This window comes from Rhodoblastus acidophilus, from assembly GCF_025961575.1.
Lineage (GTDB): Bacteria > Pseudomonadota > Alphaproteobacteria > Rhizobiales > Beijerinckiaceae > Rhodoblastus > Rhodoblastus acidophilus_C.
In genome coordinates, this window is sequence record NZ_JAOQNX010000005.1 from 1 (window position 1) to 26,814 (window position 26,814).

Annotated in this window: 21 protein-coding genes; 10 read left to right on the forward strand and 11 right to left on the reverse strand. The window is 61.0% G+C overall.

Features of this window, described 5'->3' with window-relative positions:
- Positions 1 to 401: 401 nt before the first annotated feature.
- Positions 402 to 671: a hypothetical protein gene (locus M2320_RS04545; protein ID WP_264596253.1), complete on the forward strand. Its 270-nt coding sequence runs from the start codon at positions 402 to 404 to the stop codon at positions 669 to 671.
- 474 nt (positions 672 to 1,145) lie between these two features.
- On the opposite strand, the gene M2320_RS04550 is transcribed toward M2320_RS04545, so the two are convergent.
- The 3 genes from M2320_RS04550 to M2320_RS04560 form a co-directional block, all read right to left on the reverse strand.
- A complete protein-coding gene (locus M2320_RS04550; protein WP_264596254.1) occupies positions 1,146 to 3,761 on the reverse strand; it encodes a DEAD/DEAH box helicase in 2,616 nt (871 codons plus the stop codon).
- Positions 3,758 to 5,353 (reverse strand): hypothetical protein, encoded by a 1,596-nt coding sequence (locus tag M2320_RS04555; protein WP_264596255.1) that lies wholly within the window; start codon positions 5,351 to 5,353, stop codon positions 3,758 to 3,760. The genes M2320_RS04550 and M2320_RS04555 overlap by 4 nt, the downstream gene beginning before the upstream one ends.
- Positions 5,354 to 5,432: 79 nt before the next feature.
- Positions 5,433 to 7,775, reverse strand: a complete 2,343-nt coding sequence (locus tag M2320_RS04560; protein WP_264596256.1) for a hypothetical protein — start codon at positions 7,773 to 7,775, stop codon at positions 5,433 to 5,435.
- Between the two features lie 119 nt (positions 7,776 to 7,894).
- On the opposite strand from M2320_RS04560, the gene M2320_RS04565 reads away from it, so the two are divergent.
- Entirely contained in the window at positions 7,895 to 8,908 is a 1,014-nt protein-coding gene (locus tag M2320_RS04565) for a hypothetical protein (protein WP_264596257.1), read from the forward strand.
- Between the two features lie 112 nt (positions 8,909 to 9,020).
- Here M2320_RS04565 and M2320_RS04570 read toward each other — a convergent pair whose 3' ends face one another.
- A complete protein-coding gene (locus M2320_RS04570) occupies positions 9,021 to 9,365 on the reverse strand; it encodes a hypothetical protein (protein ID WP_264596258.1) in 345 nt (114 codons plus the stop codon).
- Positions 9,366 to 9,999: 634 nt separating this feature from the next.
- Here M2320_RS04570 and M2320_RS04575 point away from each other — a divergent pair.
- From M2320_RS04575 to M2320_RS04595, 5 genes are all read left to right on the forward strand, one after another.
- Positions 10,000 to 10,470 (forward strand): hypothetical protein, encoded by a 471-nt coding sequence (locus tag M2320_RS04575; protein WP_264596259.1) that lies wholly within the window; start codon positions 10,000 to 10,002, stop codon positions 10,468 to 10,470.
- Positions 10,467 to 11,120, forward strand: coding sequence for a hypothetical protein (locus M2320_RS04580; protein WP_264596260.1), 654 nt, complete (start codon positions 10,467 to 10,469; stop codon positions 11,118 to 11,120). Before M2320_RS04575 ends, M2320_RS04580 begins: the two co-directional genes overlap by 4 nt.
- A gap of 216 nt (positions 11,121 to 11,336) precedes the next feature.
- On the forward strand, positions 11,337 to 11,744 hold the full coding sequence (locus M2320_RS04585; RefSeq protein WP_264596261.1) for a plasmid mobilization protein: 408 nt from the start codon (positions 11,337 to 11,339) through the stop codon (positions 11,742 to 11,744).
- Between the two features lie 876 nt (positions 11,745 to 12,620).
- Positions 12,621 to 12,848, forward strand: a complete 228-nt coding sequence (locus tag M2320_RS04590) for a hypothetical protein (RefSeq protein ID WP_264596262.1) — start codon at positions 12,621 to 12,623, stop codon at positions 12,846 to 12,848.
- Between the two features lie 11 nt (positions 12,849 to 12,859).
- Complete coding sequence (locus M2320_RS04595) at positions 12,860 to 13,873, forward strand: LPD7 domain-containing protein (protein ID WP_264596263.1); 1,014 nt, start codon at positions 12,860 to 12,862, stop codon at positions 13,871 to 13,873.
- 21 nt (positions 13,874 to 13,894) lie between these two features.
- On the opposite strand, the gene M2320_RS04600 is transcribed toward M2320_RS04595, so the two are convergent.
- A complete protein-coding gene (locus M2320_RS04600) occupies positions 13,895 to 15,292 on the reverse strand; it encodes a DUF6880 family protein (RefSeq protein ID WP_264596264.1) in 1,398 nt (465 codons plus the stop codon).
- Between the two features lie 120 nt (positions 15,293 to 15,412).
- Here M2320_RS04600 and M2320_RS04605 point away from each other — a divergent pair, with 120 nt between their 5' ends.
- A complete protein-coding gene (locus M2320_RS04605; protein WP_264596265.1) occupies positions 15,413 to 16,861 on the forward strand; it encodes a hypothetical protein in 1,449 nt (482 codons plus the stop codon).
- Here M2320_RS04605 and M2320_RS04610 read toward each other — a convergent pair.
- Genes M2320_RS04610 through hsdR form a run of 6 tightly spaced genes read right to left on the reverse strand, consistent with a single transcriptional unit; the run spans position 16,842 to position 24,731 of the window.
- Positions 16,842 to 17,609, reverse strand: a complete 768-nt coding sequence (locus M2320_RS04610; RefSeq protein WP_264596266.1) for a hypothetical protein — start codon at positions 17,607 to 17,609, stop codon at positions 16,842 to 16,844. The genes M2320_RS04605 and M2320_RS04610 overlap by 20 nt on opposite strands.
- A 60-nt stretch (positions 17,610 to 17,669) precedes the next feature.
- On the reverse strand, positions 17,670 to 19,055 hold the full coding sequence (locus M2320_RS04615) for a restriction endonuclease subunit S (RefSeq protein ID WP_264596267.1): 1,386 nt from the start codon (positions 19,053 to 19,055) through the stop codon (positions 17,670 to 17,672).
- Between the two features lie 42 nt (positions 19,056 to 19,097).
- Positions 19,098 to 19,289, reverse strand: a complete 192-nt coding sequence (locus tag M2320_RS04620) for a hypothetical protein (RefSeq protein ID WP_264596268.1) — start codon at positions 19,287 to 19,289, stop codon at positions 19,098 to 19,100.
- Positions 19,286 to 19,855 (reverse strand): AAA family ATPase, encoded by a 570-nt coding sequence (locus M2320_RS04625; RefSeq protein WP_264596269.1) that lies wholly within the window; start codon positions 19,853 to 19,855, stop codon positions 19,286 to 19,288. Before M2320_RS04625 ends, M2320_RS04620 begins: the two co-directional genes overlap by 4 nt.
- Positions 19,852 to 21,297 carry a type I restriction-modification system subunit M gene (locus tag M2320_RS04630; RefSeq protein WP_264596270.1) on the reverse strand — a complete coding sequence of 482 codons (1,446 nt, stop codon included), beginning with the start codon at positions 21,295 to 21,297 and terminating at the stop codon, positions 19,852 to 19,854. The genes M2320_RS04625 and M2320_RS04630 overlap by 4 nt, the downstream gene beginning before the upstream one ends.
- Positions 21,298 to 21,317: 20 nt before the next feature.
- On the reverse strand, positions 21,318 to 24,731 hold the full coding sequence (gene hsdR / locus M2320_RS04635; RefSeq protein ID WP_264596271.1) for a type I restriction-modification system endonuclease: 3,414 nt from the start codon (positions 24,729 to 24,731) through the stop codon (positions 21,318 to 21,320).
- A 342-nt stretch (positions 24,732 to 25,073) separates the two neighbouring features.
- Between hsdR and M2320_RS04640 the strand changes: the two genes are divergently transcribed.
- Positions 25,074 to 25,952 carry an ArdC family protein gene (locus tag M2320_RS04640; protein ID WP_264596272.1) on the forward strand — a complete coding sequence of 293 codons (879 nt, stop codon included), beginning with the start codon at positions 25,074 to 25,076 and terminating at the stop codon, positions 25,950 to 25,952.
- 118 nt (positions 25,953 to 26,070) lie between these two features.
- The gene (locus M2320_RS04645) at positions 26,071 to 26,616 is read left to right on the forward strand and encodes a recombinase family protein (RefSeq protein ID WP_264596273.1); all 546 of its coding nucleotides are present in this window, start codon (positions 26,071 to 26,073) and stop codon (positions 26,614 to 26,616) included.
- Positions 26,617 to 26,814 lie beyond the last annotated feature (198 nt).

Sequence of the window (26,814 nt, forward strand, 5' to 3'; positions counted from 1 at the left end):
GTGGCGGTGTTCTTCGGCATGCTGGGCGTGACCCTGTTCGGCCTGTTCCTCACACCGGTGTTCTACGTCCTGGTCCGGAGCCTGGAGGCGCGGCTGTCGTCCTCTCAGTCTCGAGAGATCGTGGCTGAGCATGGAGCGCCCGCGGAGTGAATTTGCATCGCAATTACGCGGGCGCCTGCGCGACAGTCGCGCTTGGGCGGCGCGATCGGCTGCATAAGCGACGATCTCAACTCGCTTGGGGGAGTCGCTGTCTCGGTCAACCTCGACCCAATCCGGCGCCGCTCGGGGCCTTTTAAGTTAAATCAAAGACTCAGCCCGCAAACAGACTACAACCGGACAGCCCATGCACGGGCGCCGGAACTTGCACGTCAGGCAGCTTTTGTGAGCGGTGAGGAGTGTCCTTGGAAGATCAATGCAATAACTCGTTGGTTTTAGGTCAGTTGCGGAGGATAGTGGCGGCTTCAGTTCGAGCGTTTCCTCGTGAAATTGAAGCGGGTTCGATCGCGCAAGAGTTTTTGGTTCCGCTTGATGAGGCCGAATCGCAGCTGGCGATCTGCGCCTCGCGTGGCTGGCTGGAACGCCGCCACACTGGCAAATTCCGTGCGACGCAAGCGGGCGCCAAAGCTGCGGGCGTATATTGGTGGCATCATGAGATTGGCGCGACCGATTGAGGTCAAAACACAGCGCGCAGATTTTCACCGACCTGTTGCGTCACAATCCGAAATCATCGTGGAAACGGTCGATCTGGCGCATGCGCTCATGCAGGATCGCGCCAAAACACGAAATGCCTTTCGTACCGGAAAACGTAGCCCTCGACGCCGAACTCGGCCGGGACCGGGCGTGACGGCGCCTCACGCGCCTCGACGCCTGAAGCGGGGCCGAAAATCCGCTAGTGCGGAAATTCTCTGATTTCAGTATCTTAGAAAACGGATGGCGGAGAGGGAGGGATACTCCGCCAAGTCCCTGCTTTCCTTGATTTCTCTAGGCTTTCAGGTCACGCTCTAGCGCCAGTGGGTCACACCTCGGGGCACAAGTCAAGCGTCACATTTCATCCCCTTTGGAAGCCACCAAAATGGCTCGCGAATGCGACCCGGCTCGTGACACACACATACGGCCTTTGCGGCGGTAGTCGCCGGAAGCACACATCAGCACCATGGGAGCATTGCCATCATCGGTGTGAACCGCGGGCGCCGAAAGGGCAGCGCCAATTTAGAAGCCGTTGTGAAGAGATTATCGACAAGATACCGAATGCTTGCGACCTCATCGAGCGATGCACCGGAAGCCGCCTCCGACGAGGTTTGAAGCTCGTTGAGGTTTGACAGCAACTCCCAATCTCGTAGGCAGAAGACGCCACTTTCGGGTGAGCCTCCGAGGCCAAGAACCACGCGGTGAACCGTCGCGCCGGTACCCGTAATCTCATCTTCCGACAGAGCAATGAGGAGCGGCCCCGCAAGGCCTTTGACCCGCGCGAAGAGTGCTTCCCGCTCACTGCTCTCGGCAAGCGCGCGATCCATCAGTGGATGCCCGATACCCAGCAGTTTGACCATCGCTTGGTCCGACGGTAGTGCGCGCTCTAAGACGAGTCCGTCGTATCGTTTTTTCAGATCGGGGCTTCCACGCCAGCTTTCCGGCGTTGCCACCGACAAGCCCGTTTCGGACCGCGTGACGCGACGGTTGGCCAGCAGCATCGCTTGCCGAAAAAAGGGCTCGAGAGCCGGCAGATCGAGCTTGGGGATCTCGGCGCTTGCCGATTGAAAATCGTAACGAGCAACGTTTCCAACTAGGGCGCGCACGGCTTCGACCGCATCCGTTCCCCCAAACTGAGCTGTTTTTGCATTGAACCAATCGGATAATCGGTCCGACGGACGCCTGAGCCCTTCGGCGAAAAGTTCGTCGAAAAACCCGCTGCTCGTCATACCAATCACCAATTGGGAGATGTCCTCTGCCTCTTCCATGGACGCTGAGAGCGCTGCCTGGATGCGAGTCAGCTTTTCCTGCAGCAGCGCCCAAATCCTCGCCTCGACAGTCTCTGGGTTTCGCAGAAGAAACACCTGTACCGCCCGCTTTTGGCCATAGCGGTTCAATCGTCCAACGCGCTGGTGCAGGCGCATAGGGTTCCATGGGAGATCGACATGTACGAGGGTCGCACAGCGCTCCTGAAGGTCGATTCCTTCGCCGCCGGCTTCGGTGGAGATGAGAAAGCGGGTTCGGCCAGCGTTGAAATCTGCAGCGGCCTTGTCGCGAGGGCACTGCAAAATACGATCTTGTTTCGCTTCGCCAGCGACGATCAGTTTTTCATCGCCGTTGATAAAGCCCACGCAGCCGGGCCCGAAACGTTTCTCGATGGACGAGAACACGAGGGACTGCGTCGCTTTGTACTCAGTGAAAAGCAGGACGGGCTCAGCCGCAGAAAGACGGGTTTCGATCAGGTCGACAAGGCGCGCAACCTTGGTTTCCTGTACGACCTTCCGAGCCAGCTCCAGGATCTCGCCAAGGCGCTCGATCTCGTCCTTCATGAGCATTAGCGCGATCTGATCCGGACGGCTCTCTTCAGCCTCTGCAGCTTCGTCCAAAGTCTCAGGCTCGATTTCGTCGGGGGGCGTCACATCCGACAACCGTCGCGCCAGCATCGCCCGGCGGCGTTCTAGAGCAGCTCCAATTGCCGCGATGGAACTAGCTGCTAGCTTCTGGAGCGCAATGAGAAGCAGCATTCTTGCCGTCTGTTGCCGCCCAGTGAGGCTCAATGCATATGCCCGGCCGTCGATGATAAAATTGCTCATCGTCTCGTAGAATGCGGCCTCGGCGGTCGAATAGCCGTAGTCGACAGTCTCGGTGGCGACGGGACGAAACAGCTTATTTCCTTGAAGGTCCGTTACCAAAGCCTTGTTGTTGCGAATCATGGCCTTATGAAGATCCGGCAACTGGGCTCCAATTTCGCGCTCCGGATCAAAGAGGTCTGGCCTTACGAGCTTCATAAGGGCCATGAAGCCGTAGTCCTTCCCCCGGTGTGGCGTGCCCGTGAACAGCACTAGGGATCTAACCTTTCCGGCGTCCTCGAGCGCCTGGAGCAACGAAAATGTAAGCGTCGTGGCTCTCTCCTGAGCCTGGAAATGGTGCGCCTCATCAACGATGATCAGATCCCACGGTTCGGCCGTTAGAAGCCTCTCCTTGGCGCTCTTCATGCGAAGCGTGTGGAACGAGGCCACCACTTGCTGCGACGTCTCCCAGAAGTTGATGCGACCGCGATCCAGATCCGCGGCGTATTCCTGCAGTCGGATGTCGAACATGGTCTTGAGCCGCGCCCGCCATTGCCCGACCAGACGGGCTGGCGTTAGGACGAGCAGCCGTCTAACCCGGCCCGACGACAGGAGCGGCTCCACGATCAGTCCGGCCTCTATGGTTTTGCCGAGACCTACATCGTCGGCCACGAGCCACCGCGTGGGCCAAGTGCGCGTGACCTGCCGGCAAACCCAAAGCTGATGAGGTAGAAGCTGCACCCGGGAACGCGAAAATACGCCCCACTGGTCATTCACCGAGCGAATTGCGAGCGCCTGTGCGCGGGTCAGCGTAGCGAGAGCCTCGTCAAAACGTCCATTCGCGAGCGCGTCCATGAGTGAACGCACGCGCGACAGTTCGGCGGCCTCCACCTGCTCGATGGCCATTCCGAACCGGACAACGACCGTAGCGCCGAGATCCGCAACGACGCGGCCTTCGCCGTGCTGCGGATGGCGGACGCACTGATCAGCCGTAAATTTTGTCATGAGGCCCAATCCTCATCGTCATCGGTTGACGTATTGTTGTCGAAGTCGAACGGCGTGGGCCCATGCAGGAGTGCTTGCAGCACTTCGACGCGGCGACCGTGCGCAACGATCTGCAACGGTAGATCGAGATCGCCAAGGAAAATGGCGCGATCGCCGATATGGGCTTCAACTTGGGCGTAAATCTCTGGGCTGAGATCCATGTTTGCCTCAGGCCCGAGATCGATGCCGAGATTGTTGGCGAAGAGCGAGCGCACGCGCGCCGTGCTGGCCCAGCCATAGGGACGCATGATGGTCGAGTCTTCAACTGACCAGACGTTATGACGCACCGCTTCGCGCACCAACCAGTTTGCGCCAAGGCCCAGGCTTTGGGTAAGAGGCGCGCCTTCAAGGCCGCGCCGCTGCCACAGCGGCGAGGCGCTCGGTCGCCACACATCCGACAGGGTGATGGAACCATGTTTTCGCACGATGGCTGGCAGTGTCAGTGCGAGATCTATGTACTCCGGTAGCCAGCGTGCGACGACGTAAAGATCGACAAGTGCGCGCCGCCACTGAGGAAACTCTATCCGCCAGGCGTCAGCCTGCGCAAAGTCTTCAAGTCGCCGGACCCAGGGCTCCGGGCTGTCGGGTAGCTGCGCGGACGCCATTTCGGCCCACCAGCCATCGCGAACGGCGGCCGCAATGAAGTTGCGGTGCTGCTGGTCGTCAGAGCGTCCGATCGTACGGAAAATGCCCAAAGCAAAAAAGGTGAACCAGCCAATGCGCTCATCATCACCCGATTGATCCGTAAGCAGTCGGGGATGGAAGTCTTCTGGGTAAGCATCACGATCTGATTGGACGCGTTCCTTGCGAGCCTCTTTTTTCCACCAGTCGTGCAGCCGCTCGAAAAAGGTTGCCGGGTCTACCCGCCCGTCCATAGTCCGAGGCTCTTCGTGATCGTCATTTTCTTGCTCAAACGTGATGGACCAGCGTTTCCGCTGTTCCTCGGGGTAAAGGCGTCCAAGCAGGGTCGGGAGGTCGTCGGGCGCAATCCTTGCTACAAGCGGGCTGGAGCGCAACTCGTCCGATCGCTCAGGCAACCAGTTTGGACGATTCCGCGCCAAAGTATCGCCCAAAGCCGGCCCTTGTGCGCCCTTCTGCACGTAGTTCAACATGGCCGCTTGCTTTTCCGGGTCGCTCATAAGCGACGCCCATTCAGCAAACGTCCCAGCTGTCTGCTGAAAGCCGCTGCGTTCCCGTGCGAGCCGGTATAAAGCAAGAGCCGAGTCCGCATACTCAGAGTCGGCCATTGCAGCGTCGGGCGCAAAGGCCAGGATCAGCGCTTCTTCGTCGGACACATCCGCCGATGCACGGGACGGCAACCGCGCCTCTCGCCAGGAGCCGTCAGCCATTTGGAAACGCCCTTTGCTGATGGCATCTAGCACCGCCTGCTGCTCTCCCCATGGGAGCTGGCTCACCCTCTCGCGGTTTAGAATTCGCCCCATTTGTCCGGCCCGCTCCGGTGTGATCCGACTGTCATCGCGCAGCTCCCTCGTGACCAACGTTGCGAGCGTCAAGGCGGATGGCGTGACGAAACCCAGGGCCGATAATTGCAATGCCGCATCCGATGAAACAGTGCTATCTGCTATATCAGCTAACGCCAGCCAGTCATTTAGGTCGGCCAAGATTGCTGGATTAACGAGGGCGCCGCTCGCGACGTGCCGGGCGTGCGCGCAGGAAAGAATGGAAAGGTTTTGGCAGGCCGGTCGGCAGGACTGGACAATCTCCCACCAACCGTCCAAAGCCTCGGTCCGGACCATGGAGATGACGCGCGATGGGATCATCGAAATCCATCGCAAACAGATCAGCCAACCGCCGCCAAAAAGTCGCCGGCCCGGTTTTCGATGAAGTATCGGCCAGTCCCGCCAAAGCAGCAAAAATCGCCCAGTCGCGAGCAATCAGGTCGTGAAGCTCGCACAATCGCGCGCCGAGGCTGGCGCCAATTCGTTCGAACGTGGCCTCGGGCTCATCTACGCTCCGCGCGAGCGAACCGCGGCCTGGATCAACGCGGAACTGGCGAGCATTCATCAGCCAGCCCGAGGCGAGGCTTTCCGCGAGCGGCGCCAGCAGCCAGAGATTCGGTAACCTTGCTTCGGCAGGCCTCGGTCCATCGGCTGAGAGAGGCATGAAAAAAGTTGTCTCTTCGCCGAGTTCGAGCGCCAGCCCCCGCCCTGGCTCCGCTCCTCCTAGCACCACAACGCTAATCCCCGGCGCCCCCGTCGCCTCGAAGCGCGCGGTCCAAACGCGCGATTCTGGCCCGGACAATTCAATCTTGCGAATGCAACGGCTCATCGCCGGCAACCACCGTGCTGCCTGCTGGAACGCCGTGACCGCGTTCTCCGCATGCCCTTCGCGACCAGGCTCGACCGGAATGTCGATGACCGTAGCCCGCCTCCCATCTTGGATGAAGTCAAGCGAGATACGCCGGCCGGCATCCCAGACGCCCGGCAACATACCGCCGTGCACCCGACAGGCTACAAACCCGCTTGCGATCCCGACATCCTCCGAAAGCAAATGCACGCTCTTGAAGCCTAAGCCGAAGCGCCCCGTTACCCCCTCGCGCTTATCCGAAAGGTTCATAAGCAGCATGTTGAAAAGATCGTGGTGCCAGCCCTCGCGCTGGCCAAACTCGGCATCTTCCCCAGGGTGATTGACGGGACGACCCCAATGCAGGACGCGTAGACCACGGTCTAACGACTCTAACCGGAACCACGCCTTATCGGGCGGAGGATGCTGGACGGCTGCATCGTCGGCGTTTTGGAAAAGCTCGAAGAGAACCCGGTCGGGGCTGTAGCCAAACTGCTCGATTTTTTCGCGAATGGTGTAAAGAAGCTCGCTCGCCGGCTGCTGCTGCTGCTGGACAGCTGTCCAGAGATTTCTTTTCAGCTCAGGAAGGCGCTTCGTCCGCTCATTTCCAGGAGGGATAGCGCCCTCACTACGTTTGTACTCGTCCAGCGCGCGGCGCAGCGCTGTGCCAGGCGTTGGTTTCAGTTCGTCAAGAATTTGAGGAAAGCGATCCTCCAGCCGCGCACAGGCGTCGTCGACGGTGGTCTGTTCGACGCGCGTGCATTCTCTGACCAGATCATCCAGCATCTCGACACACTGCGACTGATACCCATAACATTCGACAGCCAAGGTCCGGATCAGCTTTTGGATTTGTTCGGCTTCGACCGGTTGGGCGACATCGGCGACCATCACAGTCCGTAGCCAGTGATCTCTACCCTCCAAATCGACAGTCCTGCGGGGCCGGTGCCCATCCCCAATGATCAGCAAAGGTTCAAGAGATCCAGCGGGCAGTTGGACGCGTTCGCCCGTGAGCGCGAGCACGTCGACATGGCGCGGTTGCGCGAGCTCGAATTTGAGCAACGTTTTTTGGCGTATGTTGTAGAGGCTATGGCCCGGAAATTGAGGGCTGAACGCGTTATCAATTTCGTCCCGAATGCGTCTCCAAATTCGATCCGTGGCAGCCTCAGGTAACGCGAGTTCCTTGGAAACAAGCGCCCGGAAGCTTTCGGTCTGCCGGACGATGCCGACGAGCAGAGCCAGGAGTTCGGGCGGCACCTCGGACTTTGCGCGCGACAAAACTTTCTTCAGAGAGGTTGCACAGTCTCGTTCCAGTTGCAAAAGCGTGCGTGATTGAGCCGCCGAATTGCAAGACATTCCGCTGTCCGGCGCAACGTCAGATATCCGATCATCGGACGAGCTCGCCGGCCAGAATGCCTCCAATTCCCGTGCCAGTCGATGCGAGGCGGCAATCCCGCTGACGCCGCCCGCAACCTCCCGCGCTGACCGCCAATTTCCGTCCGAGGTAGGCACCAGTATGTCGGACATCACCTGTCGCAGCGCCGCAGACGGCCACGAACAGACGACGCAAAATGCACGGGTGAACACATCCCGCGCGGCCTCCACGCCCCCTTCTGCCAGTTCGGAGAGCGCTTGCATGTGTCGCACGGCCTGCTCGATGTCGCCTGCGGCCACCGATCCGAATGCAGATAGGATCCTAGCTTTTACGGGCGCGGGGAATAAAAGGAAGGCTGCTCAAGGCGGACGCCAAGATTCTCGGTCTTGACGAGGCTTACTTCGAGCTCAACCGCACCATGCGCATCGGCTGGCGCATTGACCTGGATTGCGATTTTAAGTCTTGGGAAGGACTCAAGGAAGCCATTGAGACGCTCGTCGTGGAGCATCGGCTTCCTTGCCTTCCCCATGCAGCTGTCGGACGGTGTTGCTCCGCGAGTGGCCGGGTCAGCCATCCCCATCTCTGGTGGCTGCTGCCTCATGGCGCCGCCGTCTGGTGTGATGAGAATGATCCACGGTGCAACCCTCGTCAAATCGCATTTTTCAAAGGCGTGGTCGGCGGCTGCACAGCGGCCCTGCTCGACCTTGGCGCCGACCCGACGGCGTGCTTGTTGCCGCTCAAAGGCAAATCGCCATTGTCGCCCCTATGGGACAGCGTGTTCTGGAACCAAGCCGACTTTCCCACGCTCGCCGACTGGGCGCGCTTCGTCGACACCGGCGCCAAACTCGCCACATTGTCCCGCGCCGCCGCCCGGCGCGACTCGGGCCTGTCGGCAAAGGAGTCAAACGCGGCGTTCTTGGCCTTCCGGCGTCTCGCCTTGGATGCGCTGCGCGCTATGGCCGAGGTCGCAGACCCAGAATATGTCGCTGCGCTCGAAGACCGCGCCGCCTTGAAGCGGCTCCTCTTGAACCGCAGCCGCCACGACGTCGCGGCCACGGCATCGACGCATGAAGACAGGAAACGCGCCTTTGCCGTCTTCGACCGCGTTGCCGGCTATATCGCGGAAGCATGGGATCCGACGCAGGTCCGCCGCCCGGTCGATCGCGGCGCCTGCGCCGCCGAGGTCGAGGGCCTGCCACTGCCCGCGCGCCAACGGATCGGCGCGCTTCACGCGGCGTGCGTGAAGTCAGAAGAAACCAGGCGCCGGATTCGCGACGCCTATTTCGGTCTGGCGGCCATCGGAGCCAAGGCGCCGACGCCCAAGTCGGTCGCTGGCTTCCTCCAGCTATCGGGGCGGCCCGTAAGCGAGAAGACCGTGCGGCGGCAATGGGATGCGGTCGTCGGCGACATGGTTCCGGACAGTAAGTGTTAGATCCCCGGTAGACGAGCGAGTTGATGCTGCGTGGACTACATGTCGATGACGTCGATTGTTGGGAAGGCCTGCGGCGTCAATCGGCGCCGCGGGCCTTAAACTGATGGGGCTGCTATTTGGACCAGTCAGGGTCGATGCAGGCGACGACGGCTTCCCTGAATTCCCCCGACACGCTGGACATGTTACGCCAAGTGAGACCGTTATCGACTTTGTCGGCGAGGTTGCTGTAGCCGAGGCGATAAAGTAACGCACCGAGGAGGACGCCCTCCCCCGAACTGCAATAGGAGCTGTATTCGTCAATGCGCTTGACGAAGACTTCCCAGTCACCGCCGTTAAAGTCGGTCGATTTGTGTCTGAAGTCGCCGTATGACGTCGCCGCTTCAAGCTTGGCTCCAAGTCCGATGGCGGAGATTACGCTCTTCACGCCGACGTTCTGTTTGAATTTTTTGAACTGCAACTCGCTCTCCTTTATCGCCACGGCCACTGCCGTGACGCAAGATTCTAGGGCGATAGAAGCATTAAAAACAATCGCTTATATATTTTTTGCTCGCGGACGAGCTCCTCCTGAAGCCTTTTGCATGGGCTTGGGATCAACGAGGATCGTCGGTGGATGCGTCGAGTGGCAGTGGTTCATAGAAAACATCGCGCCAAAGCTTCTGCTTCTGTAATGCGGAAAAAATGGCGATTTGTTCCAATATGCATGTTCACAAATGTTCTTCCCAAGATTCAATTGTGGCACAAATATGGCGATGGTCGCTCGAAATCAGTGATCATCGCACCCGATGATTCGCCCTGTGCTGCATCTCAGGTCGATCCTGAGATGAGAGCGCTGACCATGTTTCGGACAATAGGTGTCAGATCCCCGGGGAGTCCAACGTCGAAGCCAAAGAACATCCGCTAAATTAAAAAGAACTCACCTTGCATGAAAGTGATTCGCATCTGATACTCGACGCTAGGCCGTCAGGAACTCCTATTCGGGAAAGCCCCGAATGGTCCTGACCGATCTGCGTATACGCGAGCGTAGATGCCTGTGAATCCGCCCCTCGACGTCACAAGACGCGTGCAGGCTCTGTGGAGCCGGGGGAAAGAGGATGAAGCGTGATTTCCCTTCGTGGAGCGCTTTTACCATGCTTGATCAACAGCATGACAGTTTTCTTGTTTTCTCTCACGTCACCAACGACGGCACCGCGGCGGTATTCACACGTCGCAATCCCGGTTTTGTAGGCGACCCCGACTTCGACCAATTGTCAATCGCTGTGAACGGCGACGGGTTGATGGTCCTGTCGTGCGCAGATGGCGCGTCTTTGGTCGAGGTCGGCGACGGCACTCGCGAAAGCAGCGAGCAGGTGGCCGCCCTTGGTGTTGTAACCAGGGAGGCGATCTCGACGATCTTGGCGAAGAACACGTCGAAGCCCATGCGGGAATTCGCGATGGAATGGTTGGCGATGCAAGCTGTAAGGGCTTTCTCTCGCTTCGATGCGGAGCGGAAATTCCATAATGACGCTCAAAGACTGGCCGCTGCCCTCGGTCTGTGGTCGAAGAGCGAAGGAGTAGAGGCATGAACCGCGCAAAGGTCGAGCTTCCAAAACTCCCGCTCAATGTGAGCGCCTACATCGAAGCGCAAGAAGGGGCAATCGCCTCGTTACGCGAAATCAACTATTTGGAAAGCCATGGGCGCGACGCCGTTGGCGATGCCGACGCATTGCGTAAGATCATAGTCGGCCACCGCACCCGGCTCGACAGTCTTCGAGCTGTCGAAATTGCGACAGAAAGGCAGATCGAGACCGTATTGCGTTTCGTAAATGGTCGAGCCAAACGACACGCGGTCACAAATGCTCAGCAGATCGCAGCCATAGCTAAACAGATCAACGCGCACATGAATCAGGCGAACTTCTACTTGCGTGAGCGAGCCGGCGCCGAGGCGACGTACCGGAGCGGTGGAGCAATGGAAAAAAATCAGTCGCGTGAAATTACCCGGCTAGTCTTCCGTGTCGGCACCAACGGGAGGGCGCTCAGTCTCATCTATGCGGCGAAGGAACAAACGTCCGCCATGGATATCCAGACGCTGTCAATCGCGCTGAAGCCTGCGGCTCATGCATCGTGGCTGGCCCGCGTCGGGCGGAAATACGGTGTTCTATTGCGGAAGTCGCCCGCGCTCGATTTGACCATCGCGGAAGAACAGAAAAAGCAGATGGCCTTCGAATTCGTCTGACGCCTCTCCACTTGGTCGCGAAAAATAGCTTAAGAGGTCGCCACCGAAAAATCGGAGGCGACCTTCTTTATATTGGTGCTTTAGAATGGATTCTTTCGATTTCGTATTACGACAGCATTGAATATTTCCTGATCACGATTCAAAGTTGTTGAGAGCATTAGATAAGCCAGCAATTGGATGTATTACACACATCCATCTGGCCAGGAGGACGCCTCCGTGGACCACCAAGTTTCCAACGCCCCCAGCATGTCGGATCAGGGCGGGGTTGCGCGACCGTCGCTCGCCCGCAAGCCGTTATCCATCCGTCTGTCGGAACAAGAGCTGCGAGCCGTAATCGCCGCCGCGAGCGCATGCGGGCAGGAGCCGAGCGTCTTCATCAGACGCGCCGCGATGTCTGCTGCCGGCCGGCCCGTGTCGGCGACGGTGGCGCGACGCGACGCACTTGCGCAGGAGACGGCGAAGGCCATCGGCCACCTCGGTCGCATCGGTAGTCTTTTCAATCAGGTTGCTCGGATTGCCAATTCCGGGCGGCTCGGCGCAGCGGACGCGGCTTACGCATATGGACGGGCCGCGCGGGAACTGGCGTCGCTCCGGCAAGCTCTGATCACGCAGAACGGGGATTGACGTGAGTTGTGATTATCACCTCTGTCAGGCACGGTCGGACGGATTGCGATTGTCGCCGGCTTGCAGATCACCTCTCCATAAGGATCGGGCAGACGGTGCGGATCGTCGCTTCTTTGGATGTCGATCCGACTTTGCCTCTAGCCGACATCTTCAACGATCTGCGGCGATCGACACTGTTGTCGCGACGCGCTTCCGTCGGCTTTCATCACATCACGGTCAATCCTGCGAAATTATGGTCAGCCATGCAACGGGACGAGGCGTTTCGTCGCGTCCTCGTCGAACTAAGAGCGGTTTCTCATGCTTGGGTCGCCGTCGAGCATGCTGGCAAAGTGCGCGCCATGGCTGGTGGAGCGCCGACTCATTGGCACATGATTATCGCGCATGTTGGCCCGGACGGTCGGGCGCTGGACATGCGCGGCTCGTTCGCGCGGTTGGAGGCAATAGCGCGCACATGCGAGGCCGATTTCGGCGAGCCGCTGACGCGGGTCCGCCGCACGGCAGCCGTAGCGCGGCAGTTGGGGCAAATGGGGCGGGAGGATGTCGCCACAGCCCTGACTTCAATCTCGACCGGCATGATGCCGCGCAGCGCGATGTCGTCGTCGAGTCGCCAGCGCGCTGCACGGGAAGGACTCGACCTGCCCGCAGCCCGCGCGGCGGTTCGTGCGGCTTGGGATTCCGAGGACTTCATCGGCACGCTGGCGGCCTCAGGTTTGCGACTCGGACGAGGGGACCGAAGACCGATACCGGTAATCAAGACCGTCGATGGACGGGTGGTCGGCGCGGCGGATCGGCTGGCTGGCGTCGCGCGCACAGAGGCGATCAACCGGTTGGAGGCTGAGATGGCGAGACCGAAGAAAACGAAGCAAGGAGAGACCGATGAGCGAAAAGACGACTCCCGCAGACGAGGCTCCGCTGCTCGTCCGGCACGGAAAAACGATTTGGCGCGACGTGGTCGAGACGAAGGCGACGGCGGAGACGATTCTGGGTCTGCTGACGCCGGAGGAAGAGTCGCCGGTCCTCGATTCGCTAACGCGGATCGAAGCCAAGCTCGACACCCTCCTCTTCCTGCTACTGCCGCCCGCAGCCGGCGCCAGCGCGCCCTAATTGAGCTGCGGATGGCGGACGCGGTGGCGAGGGCTCGGGCACGGAAGGGCCGCACCACAGCGTCCGACGTTCAACTGACGAAAGCAGCGTTATGGCGGCGCCTTTTCGGCGCTGACCTGTCGCCGGAACTCATAGCGGCGCTCTCTTACGTCGATGTAAGGGAACGGCTTGTGAAGTTGACGAGTGGTGGCTGGGTTCGCGACCAAGGGGACAAAATGTTTGCCTCTGGCGCCGATCCGCGCGTGGTCGCCATTATGGTCGAAGCAGCCAAAGCGAAGGGGTGGCGCGGCGTTAGGATTTGGGGTGACGAAGCTTTTCTGCGCGAGGCCCGGCACCAGTTTGAGTCGGCTGGTATCGCCGTCGAGGTTGTCAATCCGCCGCAGGTTTCCAAGATCGAGCCGGTAGAGGCACCGCCCGTTGCGCCTCCGGACACGGCTGAGGTTTTGGCGCAATTCCGCCGCTGGCGCGCCAACGCCGAGGGGAGGCTCGCCGATATTCGTCACCCGGCGGCGCCGTCCGCAGACTTGATTGCCGCGCGGACAGCGGAAAAGGAAACGGAAGACGCATGGCGTCATGCCGTTCAGCGCGAAAAGGCAGCGCGGCAAGCGCGGAACGCAGCGCGACAGGACTTTGAAAAGGCTGGATTTCTAAGTCGAAAAGCCGCGCGCGCACGGCTGGAGGCCGCGCAAGCTGATCTTGAAGCGCTCCGTGAGGCGCTCCGCGATGCGTCTGGTGAACACGACGACGCCAAGCTGCAAGCCGACAACCTTCAGCGCGACCACGACCAGGCAGAGCGACAGCGGCGCGCCAATCGCGCCGGCGAGGAACGCCGCGCGCAAGCCGAAGTGGTCTTTGCTTCGGAATGCGCGCGGATCGCGGCGGAATCGCTCGACATTGCGGTCCATGGGCGCGAAGCCGTCGAGGCCGAAGCCCGGGCGCAACTGGCTGCGCGAACCACCCGCGATGCTGCCGACGCTCTTTTTGGCGTTGATGCGGAAGTCAGCTCAGTGGTCTCTCCCCCCTGAAGCTCCCGGTCCTACCCAACGTCATCGTTTTGGCTTGGCTTCCGTCAAGCTCCAGAAACCGTATTTCCGGCCATGGCTTTTTCGCAGCTCGGTCACATAGGCGGCGTGGTCCGCGATGCCGCCCCAATCCTCGATTTCGGCGGCGAGCGTTTCCAGTTGCGCGAGGTAGCGGGCGCCGTGGCCATAGGCCTGCGACTTGCCGCGCTTGAGGATGTCGTCGAGCAGGGCGCGATACAGCACGCTTGCGGCCAGCGGAAATTTCTCTTCCAACGCCGAGGCCGCGCGTCCCAAAGCGCCGTAGTGCTGGCCGTCCCACTGTCCGGCCTTCGCCGCCACCAGTTTCGCCGCACGGTCGAGGTGCGGCCATGCGATGAAAAAGGCCAGCGCCGAATAGAGCTGGCGGCTCGCCTCCACATGAGCGAAGGCGCGGGCCAGTTCGTCATCTTCCTCGAAATCGCCGAGTTTTTGCAGGTAGTCGCGCAGCGGCGCCGGATCGAGCGTCTCCGCAAACGCTTGCCAGCGCAACGTTTGCGCCGACGGCTTGTCGCCTTGCGCTTCCAAAATGCGCGCCTCGAGGGCGACCCTCTCGACGTCATGGAGCCGCCTGATCCTGCCCTCGGCGACATCGGCGCTCGATGCATAGGCGACGCCACCCCGGTGGTCCCGGCGCGCCCAGTCCAGCGCCTCATCAAGCCGCCCCGCCGCCAAAAGTCTTTCCGCCGCGCGCAGTGGGTTCTGGCTCCATGCGGGCCGCTGCGCCTCCAGAATGAGAAAGGCGTCCAGATCGCCGCGCGCGTCGGCGACGGCCTGCCGCACCCTGATGAAGTGATCTTCCGGCCCCGCCTTGGCCAGTTCCCGGTCCCATGCCGCCAGCGCCGGCCCCGGCAACAGGGGGGCTATGGCGATGGCGATTTCGGCGCCGAGACCATGGGTGTCGAGGTCGAGGCTTTTGGTCAGCCGTTTGGCGAGGCCGGCGCGTTCGCCTTCCGGCAGCTTCTGCGCCAGTTCCGGCGCCGCCTTGGCCGCGCGCCAATACACGTCCTGGATGCGCCCGCTGGAGTCGTCGATGCGTTCAAAAACCTTGGCGTGGGTGTCGACAAAGCGTAGCAGGCGTTCCAACGCCATGGCAGCGGCGGCTTGCGCCAGTTCTTTGGCGATGGTCTCCACCGTGGCGGCGAGATCGGCGGCGAAATCTTTTTCCTTCTCCCATGCCACCATGGCGCGCGCTTTTTCCAGCGCGGCGAGGCGGCGGTCGATCAGGGCGGCCACGGCCTCCGGTCCCTTGGCACCGGCCAGCGCCGCATTGACCTTCTTGCGAAAGGGGGCGTTGGCTTTCGTCTCGTCCAGAATGATTTGGGCCAGCTTTTCGGTGCCGAGCGCGACAAGATTTTCTAGTGAGAGGGAGGTTTTGTGCGCCATTCCATTTCCTCGCAGCGCCAATGACGGCGTCACAGTCGCGCAGCGCTTTGCCAAAGCTCATCCCTGCAAATAGCATGGTATAATGTTTAATCGGGCGATTCGCCGCCAACGGATTTTCTCTTGTTCAAACTCCGCGACCCGAGCATCGATTTGATCAACGATGGCAAGTTTCGTATCGTTGATCCGGGTCCGTTACATGCGCCAATCTGCGGATTTTCCATCGCCAGAGACATCGATTTTTCATTGACGTTGGAGACAGAGGCCAGCGCGGACGCAAAGTCGACGTCGGTCGAACATCCATCGGGAACGGTGCGGCTGAACACCGAAAAGGTTGAACTGGTCAACGATGCCGGCATTAAGGCGGTGATGTCTGGCGTGCAGCCGCATTCCTACATAATCACGGACTATTTTGGGCCTGGCGTTCGCAAGGAGACGTCTCGGGTCCATTTGCTTACGGTAGAGACGGCAGCCGCCACCGCTCCAGCTTACACGATTGAATGGCTCCAAAACGTGCCGTCGAAACCTTTCGTCTGGCCCGACCTGCTCGAAACATTAACCGAGCCGGGTGCCGGAAACGGCATCGAATTTTCGGAAAAAGGCCTGCGTCTTTTCGACCAAGAAGGTCGGCAAGGATTTTCGCGCAATTCTGCCCGCGTGACGATCGCCGGCCATCACCTATGCGCTTGTTCACTCGATCGCCCTGACGATGAAGCCAAAAACAGGCCCGGCATCATTGTTTATGCGGGCATCCCCGACGACCTGACCAGAAAGAAAATTCGGACCGCACTGGGATTCGCGCTTGGTAGTTATCTCGTCGAAACCGGCCACACAATCTATGATCACGACTGGAGGATCGTGAGCGCGAGTGTCCGCAGCGCCTATAGCCTCGGGCAAAGGGCCTTCGACCTTTTCACGCTGCCCCTTGCTCATTTGAGCGATCACAACTGGCTTCATGAACTCGGGCGCCAGAAGCTAACTCGCCTGTTGAATGCGCTGGTCGAGAAGTATGACGATCTGGACCTTGGCAACTTGAGCTGGAACTATTGGCATGCGCGAACGGCGACAGTGCACATTGCCCCGGCGCACTACGGTGCCGCCATTGAAGCGTTACAGCGTTCGTACATGAAACTGAATCCAGACAAGGTTCCGACGACAATCTTGAGTCGGGCGGAATGGACAACGCTGCGATCCGCCATCGGCAACACAATCATGGCCGCCAGCGCCACTGAGGAACAGAAACGACTTCTTGGCGGCAAGGTCGACAGTCTGAATGCTCGTCCTCAGCGCGAACTTTTGGCTTCGGTCCTTCGGGAACTCGATATCGACCTTGGGGTCGATGAGGACGCCGCATGGCGCCGGCGAAACTCTGCCGCCCACGGGTCCCCGATCACGTCCGGCAAAGAGGTTTCGGCAATTCGGGACATGCGATTGCTTGAGGGGCTCTTTCATCGCATGTTGCTCCGGGCCGCCGACGCGGCTGACGCCTACATCGACTATGCGTCGCCGGGACATCCAATTCGTCCACTGAAACAGCCCCCGGAAAATGTCGTCACTGCTGCTGGTCGATAGGATGCACAGGTGGCGCGAAGTCGCCAGAGCGCATCCAAGGCCGCCGCGTCGGACCATTCACTTGCCGCCGCCGAATAAGGATCGCGTGGTAGCGGATGGCGTGGGCCGGTTGGCCCAACATAGGAGTCCCGTCGACGTCTTCCGTTCGCTCATCGGGCTGGAACCCCTCGTCGTCTCGCTGGAGCGGGCGAAACTCAAACTCGAAATCGGGATGCTTCTTAGCGTAGGCATCGAGGTCGTTGACGATGCGCTTTTCGTATCTGCGGGCACGCGCCCAAACCTTCTCTGCTTTGCCAGTCTCTCGCGCCTTGGCGTGCACCTGAAAGACGCAGGCCGACAGGAGGCGAGGCGCGAACTCGTCCTTCAGGCAATTCACAAACGACAAGATTTTCTTCAGGTCTTTCTCCAGCTCGCCGCCTAGCTTTTTGGCGCCGATCTTCACTTCGACCAGAAACTCGGGGATACCACATCCAAGTACGGCGACGTCAAAACGCTTGCTTCCAAGCGTGAAAGGTTTCTGGAAATTGCGGATCAAGGCATGTCGCTCGACTCGGTTCGCAAGAAATTCCAACGCGACATCCGGATAGCTCGAACGGAGGAGCGCCCGAGCAATTTCGACGGTCATCAAATATTCAGTTGCGACCGCGTCGCCGTGGTAATCTGTCAATTCCGCCATAAAGGATTTGGCGTTTTCCACGCCCGAGCACACCGCCTTCAAGCGGGTTGTTTCGACGTCGCTTAAGTCCAAGCCCGACCTTCCCATGTCCGCCTTCACTCGCCCTGTGCTGATTAACCGGCGCGGTCGGCCTTACTCCGTCGCGGCGGCATTGCGCCCGCGTGTCCTGCGCGGCGCGGCGACGGGTGAGGCTTTGATTCGCTCCAGCAGGACCGACGCGGGTTCGTCATCGGGGTCTTGGGGCACAAGCTCGCCGCGAAAAGCTTTGGCGAGAAGGGCCTGATCCAGCCGGTCGAGGATTTTGGAGGCCGACGCCGCCTCGGCGGCCATGCGATCGATTTTGGCGAAAGCGGATTCGATGCGGCGGACGATTTCGCCGGCTTGCTCCGAGTCCACAATGGGAACTTCGAACGCGCGAATCTGCTCAAAACTCAGATGAGGCCGGGCAGCGCCATACATTGCTTCGTTGAAGTCGCCTCGACCATGTTTTTCGCTGTTGAACCAGTAGGCGTAGAACGACGCCACTGATGGGTCGCTGAGCCGAAGCAGAGCTACACTCTGACATACAAAGTAATTCTCATGCTCGTCTGAAACCCAGCAGATGTCGCCCGTTCCCGCTCCGACGATAGTCAGAAGAAGATCGTTCTTTTGAATTTTTGACCGTTGGGCATCACGTCCATCTAGAGGTGGATCAACGAACCGTTTCGGCGACGGGTCGAACCGCAACGGTCGTATGTTCCCGGCCAGCACAAAAACGCTCTCACCCCGATCATAATAGGTCGCCCAATCCCGCGATCCACTTGTGAGGTGTGACATGAGTTCGCCGAAGGGCCGTCTTCTGGCGTCCTCTGTGGCCATGGCGATGATCTCACCCATGATCGCCTGTTTGGCGCGGGCGACGAGGGCGGGGATGCGGTCGAGATCGGCGCGAGCGCGTTTGCTGCTCGCGTCCAGCGCATCCAGTTTGGCGACGATGCGGCGTTGCTCAGGCAAAGGCGGAAGCGCGATATGAAACGCCTTGACCTCGGGAAAATAGATCGTCGTGTGCGTCGATCCATTCCCGAAGCGCCTGATGTCACTGCCTTCGGCCAGAAGCGCCAGCATCAAATAGTCGGGGTCAAGCGCATCGCCACATGACCAAGTGACAAAATCCTGACTGGTCGCCATCGGACGCGCCATCTTGACGACGTATCCGACGGATGCGGTTCTGGACAAACAAACCGTATCTTTTGGCAACCAGCGCGCGGCTGAATTCGCCAAGCCGAGTTCTGTCACATGCTGTTCAGTATCTTCGATGACGCGGCCATGATGCCGGTTGGCGTCGCGCAGACCGATCCATGGAACATCGCCATCCCAGTATTCGGGAAATTGGCGGCTCGGCGTGTGGCCTGTTCCGAGTTCGGCCAAATCGGAAAGCGGCGTCCAAGCCCATCCGCTCTTGAGCTTTGTGCAAGGGTTGCCAACGGAGATCGCATTCTTGCCCGGAATAACCCGTTCACTCGCGGGACGGCCACTCATTTCAAATTCATTCCAGTCTAGGTCCCGTTCTGGCTTTACTGATCAATGCGCCGCATTCGTTCTTGGCGGTTCGGGCAAAAGCCGGCCATCGGCATCGACGAGGACAACCTTTCCATCACGGCAGGTCGCAAGGGGGCGGCCCGTGCGGCGAGAGTCCTCAAGCAGCGCTTGCCCGGCGGCCTCGATGCCCTGCTTGATGCCCTCCATCAGTGAGGGCGGGGTGCGCTGCGTCATGGCATTTGCTCCTGAACCCGGCTCCACAGCGCGGGATCGTGAAGGGTGACGGCTCCGGCGCGCTTTTCGACGATGAACCGCGCGGGCGAAAATTCCGCGTCCAGAATAGCGCCGTCTTCGGCCATCGGCCAATAGAGATCCAACAGATTGCGCCAGCCGGCGCCATGGCGGCGGCGGATGACGTCGGGCGGGATGTCATGGCCGCCCTCGCTGACCCGACGGGCGACGCGGACCATGGCGAGTTCTGGCGAGCGCAGCCAGAAAAACAGCAAGGTGAAGCGATAGCCGAGTTGTTGGCATCGGCGGATCAGGGCGGCGTGGCCGCGCCCGGCGCAGGTGGTTTCGAAGGCGAAGGATGCGCCGGCGCCGATCAACTGTTCCATCCGCTCCAGCATGACCCGTCCCGCCGCCAACGCCGCGCCGTCCGGATTGAACGGCGACAACCCCTTGGCGATCTCGTCGGCGTTGACGAATTCGACGATACCGGTGAAGCGCGGCAACAGCACCTTGGCGGCGGTGGTCTTTCCGGCGCCATTGGGGCCGCCGATGACGAGAAGCTCCTTCATGCGACCGGCTCGCCGGCCAGTTCCTCGCCCAGCGCCTCGATCTCCAGCAGCGCGCTTTTCAGATGCCCCATCAGCGCGTCGATCAATTCCTCCGGCTCGGTCAGCGTATCTTCGGCGTCATTGGACGCATCCCGCAGCCAGGTGATGTCGAGATTGTCGCCCCGCGCGGCGATGAACTCGCGGGTGAAACAGCGGAAGCGGCCTTCCTCGCCCTGATCGACGCGGGGCGCGCGGCCTAGCGGATCGGTGCCGAAGGCGGTTTCAAAATCGGCGAAATGTTCAAGCGTCAACGGGCTGGTCTTGCCAAAGGCGGGCATATTTCCGCGCAAGTCATAGATCCAGACTCTTTCGGTCTGGCCGCTGTCGCCAATCCCCTTGGTGAAGAAGATGACATTGGTCTTCACGCCCTGCGCGTAAAAAATGCCGGTGGGCAGGCGCAGAATCGTGTGCAGGTCGGCGCGGTCCATCACCATCCGCCGCAGGTCGCGCCCGCGACCGTCTTCAAACAACACGTTGTCGGGCACGACAATGGCGGCGCGCCCGCCGGGTTTTAACGCACGCAGGCAATGTTCCACAAAGGGAAGCTGATAGGAGGATACGGCGGCGGTCACGGTGAGGTCGTCGCGCGACGGTTTTCCGCCCGCCGGGCCGAACGGCGGATTGGTGAGGATGACATCGGCCTTTTGCAGCTCGGCGCCATCGGGCGAAAGCGTGTCGCCAAGGCGGATGTGCCAGCTGTCGATCCCGTGCAAAAACAGGTTCATCAGCAGCAGGCGATAGACGCCCTCGACGTTTTCCATGCCATGCAAAGCATGGTGGATCTGGAATTCCTGCGCCTTGGGCGGGAGGGTGAAGAAGTCATCCGTGGCGGCGCGCATATAACTGTTGGCGGCGATGAGGAAGCCGCCGGTGCCCGTGGCGGGGTCCTGAATGGTTTCACCGGCTTCGGGCTGCATCAGCCTCACCAGCAGGTCGATCAGCACGCGTGGGGTAAAATACTGTCCGGCGCCGCGCTTGGTTTCCTCGGCGTTTTTCTGCAACAGGCCTTCGTAGAGATCGCCGAAGGAATCGCGCGCCTCGCTGAACCAGCGCAGGTCGTCGATGGCTGCCACCAGTCTGTCGAGGTTGACCGGCTCGCGAATAAAAGTGGCGGCGTTGGCGAAGACCGCTTGCACCGTGCGATCCAGTCGTTTTTCCGGGTCGCCGAGATCGGCGAGGATGCGGCGATAAAGCGCCAGCCGCTTGATCCCCTCCTCGGCGACAAGATCGCCCCAGCGCGCGCCGGCCGGAATCTTGCCGTCCTCGCGCTTATGTTCCGCCATCATTTTGAGGAACAGCAGATAAGTCAGCTCGGTGACATATTGCTGGTAGGTGATTCCGTCTTTACGGAGCACCGTGCAGAGCCGCCAGAGCTTTTGGACCAGATCGGACGAGGGATTCATAGACACTCCGAATCGACCGGCTAGCTGGCGCGGCCCCAGATCGCTTCGTTAAAGTCGGCAAGCACGTCCTGCAAGCCATGGCCGAATTCTGCGTCAACGGTGTCAAAACCGCCCTGCGCCGCGAAGGCCGGCTCGGCGAGGATGGCGCGGTCGCCGACGGGTTGCTCTTTCAGGACGCGCCCGATGCGCCGCAGCCATTGCTTCTGTTTTTGGGTCCATGGCTTTGCGGCCTCGATCCGGGCAAGCGCGGAATCGACGCGGGCCGCATAGGGAACGAGCGGATCGCCCAACGCGGCCTGCCGGACAAAGCCGATGATGTGGGCGGCGATGTCGGCGTTGCGGGCGCGGCCATAGGCGCGGCGCAGCTTGGCTTCGGAAAAGCCGTGGTCGTCGAGTTCGGCGGCGAGGGTTTTCAGTTCGTTGCGGGTGAGTTCGCGGGGTTTTTGCGTCGCGGCGATCAACGCCGCCGATGCATTCATGTTCTCGCGCACGAACCGCTCGAAGGCGGAGATATAGTCTTCCGGACTGGCGGCGCCTTCGAACACATCCTCGACGGACACCAATTCATCGGAATGGGTGGAAATGTAGATCCCCCGGTCGCCGCCAGCCGGGCGGGCGCCCGAGGCGACGCCCAGCGCGGACGACTGGCTTTGCAAAAAGGCAGCGGCCTCATGAGGCGCCGCCGCGCGCAAGCGGGCGAGGAATTGTTCGGGCGTGGCGCCGGAAGCGCGCTCAAAAGCCTCGCGCTGCGGCTCGGTGAAATGGCGCATGGCGCGGCGCAGGCGCACAACGATCTGATCGCGCACGAAGATGCGGTCCTCGTCCGTCGGCGCCCGCAAGAAATCCGAGACGAGAGTGGCGAGCGAGACATTGGCGTCAACGACGACCGGCCTCATGTCGGTGACGGCCTGAAGATTGGCGTAGATATCGACGGCGTCGAAAATGCGAAACACTTCCTTGCCGATCTCGTCGCATTTCCGCGTCGCCCGCCCGATCATCTGGTCATAGAGGATGCGGCTGTTGACCCGGCGGACGAAGACCAGATTGCAGATGGCGGGAACATCGACGCCCGTGGTGAGCAGATCGACGGTGACGACATATTTCGGGCGAGGGTCGTTGCGGTAGGCGAGGATGAGATCGCCGGGCTTGTCTACCTTGCCGGTGATTTTTTGGACGAGGTCGTGCGGCTGCGGACCGTATTCGGTTTCCAACGCCTTGCGGAGCTGATCGACCAGCGTGTCGGCGTGGTCGTCGCGGGCGGCGAACAGCAGGGTTTTGCCGGGGGCCGAGGGCGGGATTTCCAAGGCGACGGCCTCGGCCACGACGCGGTTGAACTCGGTCGAATAGACTTTTTTGTTGAATTCCTGGATTTCGAAATCGACCTGATCGGGCGTTTGGAAAAGGTCGATCTGGCCGCTGCGGGGATCGATGATTTCGACTTCGTCACCCGCCGAAAAGGTGATGCCGGCGACAGCCAGGGCGGTCTTGATGCGGCGCGGCGGCGCGTGGTCGATGAGATAGCCGTCCACGACGGCCTGCCGGTAGCTGTAGCGATAAACGGGGGCGCCAAAAATTTCGGCGGTATGCAAGGCGGGCGTCGCGGTCAGCGCGATATTGGCCGCGTCGAAATAGTCGAGGACGCGGCGGTATTTGGAAAGGTAATCCTCCAGCGAGCGGAATTCGAGGTCCTCCTCGCGCAGTTCGGCGTCGAGCGTATAGCCGCGATGCGCCTCATCGACGACGATGCAATCGTAGGTTCCCGGCGAGGGGCGTTCGTCGATGCCCTCGGCTGAGATGACCCGCTTGACCATCGCCTGCACTGTGGCGACGTGGACGCGGGTTTCCTTGGCCGGCAGCTTCGCGTCGAGTCCGGCGACCGAATAGCTCTCGTCAAACTTCAGAAGGCCCTCAAGTTCGGTATTGGCGAGGGCGCGCAGGGTTTGCTTGCCGAGTTCGTTTCGGTCGACCAGAAACAGGATGCGGCGGAACCGCTTGTGCTTGAGCAGCCGATACATCAGGGCGATGCAGGTGCGGGTTTTTCCCGTCCCTGTCGCCATGGCGACGAGAATTTCGCGCTGGCTGCGTCCGAGCGCCGCCTCGATTGCCGTGATCGCCTCCTGCTGATAGGGGCGAATGCCGGCGTAATCGAAGGATTCGGCGGCGAGGCCTGAGCCATCGGTCGTCTGCGCCAGCTTTTCCCTGAGATCGTGCGGTGTGAACCAGTCGCTCAGGGCCAAGGGCAGATTGGCGGCGCGTCGGGCGTCGCGGAACCAGACGCCGGATTTCGTCAGCATCTGCTTCACATAGGGGCGACCGTTGGTGGCGAAGAGAAAGGGAACGCCGCCGGGCGCATCCCCCGACAGCGCGGCAGGCAGGCGGTGTTCGTTGTCCAGCTTGACGCCTTTGGCATAGCGGCCAGTCTGGACCAGAACGCCGGGAACATCGGTCTTGCCGCGCTTGGCTTCGATCAGGCCAACGCAATGACCATCGAGAAACAGGGCGTAATCGACGGGGCCGGTGGCGGTTGGCCATTCGGCGATGGCTATGGCTGGCGTGGAATCGGGACGTGTTCCCGCAGCATGGCGCAGGCGCGCCGAATCCACGGTCCAGCCGGCTGCGGCCAGCTTGGCGTCGATGAGGACGCGGGTGTCGGCTTCATCCAGTTCAATGTTCGCGTCGGCGGTTTCGGCCTGCTGCGCCCTTTGCGCCATGTCGGCGGGAGTCTGACTTTGCGCCTCGGCCCGCAGGCGGTCGAGCGTGCGCTGGACTTGGTCGCGGGCTGCGGCTTCTTCCGCCGCCAATTGCTCCCACTGGACGCGTTCTTCAGCTTCGCGTTTTGCCAAGGCCTCGGCGTCGAGGCGACTGCGCGCGGTCTCCTCGGCGACCCGACGCGCTTTTTCCGCTGCGCTTTCGGTTGCGGCGAGCTGGTCGCGCAGCCGCGCGATCTCTTCGGTCAGTTCGGCCTTTGAGTCGTTCGGCGGTTCGGGCGGGCAAAAGGCGCCGGCATGGAAATTTCTGTCCGGTCCATAAGCGCGCAGGAACCACACGCCGAGTTGGCGCGCGACCTTCAGCCCGGTCAAGGCCTGCTGTGGCGTGCCGAGGTTTTCGTGGACGGCGGCGTTGCCGTATCGGCGAAGAAAATGGAAGACGTCTGCCGCCTGCTTCGGCAGCTTGCCTGCTTGTTGCAAGCTGCGAAGGGTCTCGTCGAAATTGGCGCGGGCGTCGAGGGCGAGACCGTTTCGGGCGGCGAGCGATTTCGCCATGTATTCAGCAAATTGCCGCAATTTCCCCAGCGCGGTTGGGGCGTCCGCATGGAAGGCCCATTCGGCGAGGGCGCCCAGACGGGCGAGGTCCGCGTCAAATGACTTCAGGAAATCGAAGTTGCGAGAATTCGGGCCCACAATGGCCGCCTGCTTGGTTTCGAACGCGGGCATATTGGCTCAGGCTCAGGCATTCCGCAACGGTCGTCATTTCTTGCGTTTGGAGCGGCCATAACGCCGCGCGCAGCGAAGATGTCATCGCGAGGACTTCAAGAGCCAGCGAAACACAGGGCAGCGTCATGGTCACCGCCAGCAGCGAGCGCCGTACTGCCTGATATGGGGAAATTGACCGCCCCAGCCGCGCGATCAACCCGGCTCGCTTCCTCCCGTCGTTCCGCCGGTCGTGCAGCTCCGCCCCGCACGCGGCGCGCCGAAAGCGCGGGGTTTGATCGCGCGGCCATTGGTTCGGTCCGCATGTCCCCATCAGGCCGCACACGGCCCGCGACCAAGGGGACCATGATGAAAGCCCAGCATTTCGACATCCATCAGAGCATCACCGACACGATCATCGTCGCGATCGAGCGCGGCGCCGGCGAGTTCCAGCTTCCATGGCATCGGTCGGCGGGGAGCGCCATGCGCCCAACCAATATCGATTCGAAAAAGCGGTACAGGGGCGTGAACGTCGTCGCTCTCTGGGCGATCTCCGACCAGCATGGCTATTCGTCGGGCCTCTGGGGCACCTATCGCCAATGGGCGGAGGCCGGCGCCCAAGTCCGCAAAGGCGAGAAGGCGGCGTATGTGGCCTTCTACAAGGAGATCGCGGTCACCGACGAGGAGGACCGCCGCGAGACGCGCCTCATCGCACGCGCGAGCCCGGTCTTCGCGGCAGAACAGGTGGACGGCTATGCCGCGCCCACGCCAGACGCAACGACGTCTCCCATGACGCCGATCGAGCAAGCCGAGGCGTTTGTCTCTCACACAGGCGCGGTGATCCAGCATGGTGGCGACCGAGCCTTCTATCGCCCGGCAACCGACCAGATTGCTCTACCGGTCCGCGAAGCCTTCGTGGGAACTCCGACGATCTCCCCGGCGGAAGCCTATTACGCGACCGCATTTCATGAGCTGACCCACTGGACTGGCCATGAGAGCCGCTGCAACCGTCAACTTGGCAAGCGTTTCGGTGACGCGGCGTATGCGGCGGAGGAACTCGTTGCGGAACTCGGCGCCGCTTTCCTCTGCGCGGACGTTGGCGTCAGCGCGGAACCGCGACTCGACCACGCTCAATATCTCGACCACTGGCTCCGCCTGATGCGAGCCGACAAGCGCGCCATTTTCACCGCCGCCGCGAAGGCGAGCGAGGCGGTTGCCTATTTGACGGCCTTGCAAGGAGGGTGAGGCGAAGGCCTCCTTTCTTCCGTCCTGTGCGGAAATCAAGATTTTCGCACGTCCAGATGGGCTCTTGTGAAACAACGAGTTAGCATGTGCAAAAGTCTGGTGCGAAAAGGATGCGCGGATGGCCGTAATTGGATATGCAAGAGTTTCGACCGACGGCCAGTCTATCGATGCGCAGGTTGCGGAGTTGTCGGCAGCGGGCGTTGACCGAATTTACCGGGAGAAGGTGAGTGGCGCGAAGGCGGATCGGGCCGAACTCAAGCGCGCCATAGCCGCTGTTCGAGGCGGCGACATTCTCGTCGTTACTCGCCTCGATCGCCTTGCCCGTTCCACACGTGACCTTCTAAATGTTTTGGCCGCACTATCGGATCAGGGCGCTGGTTTTCGATCGCTGCGCGACACTTGGGCCGACACGACGACGGCGCATGGCAGGCTGATGGTGACGATCTTGGCGGGACTTGCGGAATTTGAGCGCGAACTCATCCTTGCACGGACCGGCGAGGGCCGGGAAAGGGCTAAGGAACGAGGAGTCCGTCTTGGCCGAAAGCCGAAATTGACCGCACATCAACGCCGCGAGGCAATCGCGAGACGTGAGGCTGGAGAATCGGTCTGCGAGATCGCACGCTCCTACGCCGTGCATCACACAACAATCTGCCGGCTGCGATAAGAGCATCTGCGTCGCTGTTACAAGCCGTGCGCGAAGGCGTACGGTAGAATTGCGATGACGCCATTCTCGACATGCCGGAGAACCTGGTCTTCAGCTGTGATCAGAGAAGGTGGGCTTGAGAGCCTACGCAATCACTTGTTAATGGTTTAGTTCGACGTTCGAAGACGGATGACGCGCGGAAGCCTGACGACCTCGTTT

Bases quoted from the DNA above. Each gene is read 5' to 3' on its own strand.
- M2320_RS04550 (WP_264596254.1), bottom strand. From the start codon at position 3,761: ATGACAAAATTTACGGCTGATCAGTGCGTCCGCCATCCGCAGCACGGC.
- M2320_RS04565 (WP_264596257.1), top strand. From the start codon at position 7,895: ATGCGCATCGGCTGGCGCATTGACCTGGATTGCGATTTTAAGTCTTGG.
- M2320_RS04575 (WP_264596259.1), top strand. From the start codon at position 10,000: ATGAAGCGTGATTTCCCTTCGTGGAGCGCTTTTACCATGCTTGATCAA.
- M2320_RS04580 (WP_264596260.1), top strand. From the start codon at position 10,467: ATGAACCGCGCAAAGGTCGAGCTTCCAAAACTCCCGCTCAATGTGAGC.
- M2320_RS04590 (WP_264596262.1), top strand. From the start codon at position 12,621: ATGAGCGAAAAGACGACTCCCGCAGACGAGGCTCCGCTGCTCGTCCGG.
- M2320_RS04595 (WP_264596263.1), top strand. From the start codon at position 12,860: ATGGCGGACGCGGTGGCGAGGGCTCGGGCACGGAAGGGCCGCACCACA.
- M2320_RS04600 (WP_264596264.1), bottom strand. From the start codon at position 15,292: ATGGCGCACAAAACCTCCCTCTCACTAGAAAATCTTGTCGCGCTCGGC.
- M2320_RS04615 (WP_264596267.1), bottom strand. From the start codon at position 19,055: ATGAGTGGCCGTCCCGCGAGTGAACGGGTTATTCCGGGCAAGAATGCG.
- M2320_RS04620 (WP_264596268.1), bottom strand. From the start codon at position 19,289: ATGACGCAGCGCACCCCGCCCTCACTGATGGAGGGCATCAAGCAGGGC.
- M2320_RS04625 (WP_264596269.1), bottom strand. From the start codon at position 19,855: ATGAAGGAGCTTCTCGTCATCGGCGGCCCCAATGGCGCCGGAAAGACC.
- M2320_RS04630 (WP_264596270.1), bottom strand. From the start codon at position 21,297: ATGAATCCCTCGTCCGATCTGGTCCAAAAGCTCTGGCGGCTCTGCACG.
- hsdR (WP_264596271.1), bottom strand. From the start codon at position 24,731: ATGCCCGCGTTCGAAACCAAGCAGGCGGCCATTGTGGGCCCGAATTCT.
- M2320_RS04640 (WP_264596272.1), top strand. From the start codon at position 25,074: ATGATGAAAGCCCAGCATTTCGACATCCATCAGAGCATCACCGACACG.
- M2320_RS04645 (WP_264596273.1), top strand. From the start codon at position 26,071: ATGGCCGTAATTGGATATGCAAGAGTTTCGACCGACGGCCAGTCTATC.